Below are 1,612 nucleotides of genomic sequence, written 5' to 3' on the forward strand. Positions count from 1 at the left end.
AGGTGGGCGCGGGCAGCGCGCTGGTGGCCGAAGCGGGCAAGACCATGGAAGAGATCGTCGGCAGCGTGAGGCGCGTGACCGACATCATGGGCGAGATCACGGCGGCGAGCCAGGAGCAGACCTCGGGGATCGAGCAGATCAACCAGGCGGTCACGCAGATGGACCAGGTGACGCAGCAGAACGCGGCGCTGGTGGAGGAAGCTTCGGCCGCCGCGCAATCCCTGCAGGAGCAAGCCGGCAATCTGTCGCAGATCGTCAGCACCTTCAAGCTGGGCGACGACGCCGGGGACGAACCGACCCGCGCCCCCGTGCGCGCCACGCCGGTCGCGGCCCTTGCTCCCGGCGCACGCGCCAAGGCATCCACGCCGGCCCCTCGTCCCAAGGCGGCGCCTGCACCCCGGCCGGCCGCGGCCAGCGCGGGCGCGGGCGACTGGACCGAGTTCTAAACCCATTCAAGAAGGCCCTACACCGGCGCAACCACCATGACCTCACTTTCCAACCTCAAGATCGGCACCCGCCTGGGATTGGGCTTCGCCGCAGTGCTCCTGTTCCTGGCCCTCGTGGCCGGGCTGGCGCTGAATTCTCTCGGCGGCATCCAGGAACGCCTCGAACGCATCGTCCACGACAACAACGTCAAGGTGGCGATGGCGAACAAGATGCTCGACGCGATCCGCGACGTCTCCATCTACGGCGGCGAGATCGTGCTCATGACCGACGAAGCATCGATGCGCGAGCAAGTGAAGAAGATCGCGGCCGCGCGTGAACGGTTCGCCGAGGCCAAGGCGGTGCTGAGCAAGCGGGTCACGACGGGGGCCGGCAAGGCCTTGCTGGCCAAGATCGAGGAGATGCACGCCGTCGCGGTGCCGCTGAACAACCAGTTGCTTGAACTCGGGCTGCAGAACAAGAGCCAGGAAGCGACCGAACTCCTGGTGAAGAAGGTCGGACCCGCCGTGCGCGCCACGCTGGCGGCGCTGGACGACATGGTCGACCACCAGACGAAACGTGCGGAAGAGGCGAGCGCGGAAGCGACGGCCGACTACGAGCGCACCCGCACCCTGATGCTCGGTCTCGGCGTTTTCGCCGTGCTGCTGGGGGCTGCCATCGCCTGGTTCACCACGCGCTCGATCACCGGCCCCATCGCCGAAGCGGTCAAGGTCGCCGAAACAGTGGCCGCGGGCGACATCACGTCGCGCATCGAGGTGCACTCGAAAGACGAGACCGGCCAGTTGATGCAGGCGCTCAAGGACATGAACGACAGCCTGGTGAAGATCGTGGGCGAAGTGCGCAGCGGCACCGACACGATCGCGACGGCGTCGAGCCAGATCGCCACGGGCAACCAGGACCTGTCGTCGCGCACCGAGGAGCAGGCGAGCTCGCTGGAAGAGACGGCGGCCTCGATGGAAGAGCTGACCTCGACCGTGAAGCAGAACGCCGACAACGCGCGGCAAGCGAATCAATTGGCGGTGTCGGCCTCCGAGGTGGCGGTCCGGGGCGGCAGCGTGGTGAGCCAGGTGGTGGACACCATGGGCTCGATCAACGCGTCCTCGCGCAAGATCGTGGACATCATCGGCGTCATCGACGGCATCGCCTTCCAGACCAACATCCTGGCGCT

Annotated in this window: 2 protein-coding genes; both read left to right on the top strand. The window is 67.1% G+C overall.

What is annotated here, in order from left to right; genetic code table 11:
* Positions 1 to 446, top strand: a 446-nt coding sequence (locus AB4Z46_RS35230; RefSeq protein ID WP_442288195.1) for a methyl-accepting chemotaxis protein, incomplete at its 5' end; no start/stop codon positions are given.
* Positions 447 to 482: 36 nt separating this feature from the next.
* On the top strand, positions 483 to 1,612 hold a 1,130-nt coding region (locus AB4Z46_RS35235; protein WP_442288196.1), incomplete at its 3' end, for an MCP four helix bundle domain-containing protein.

This window comes from Variovorax sp. M-6, from assembly GCF_052114385.1.
Taxonomy (GTDB): domain Bacteria; phylum Pseudomonadota; class Gammaproteobacteria; order Burkholderiales; family Burkholderiaceae_C; genus Variovorax.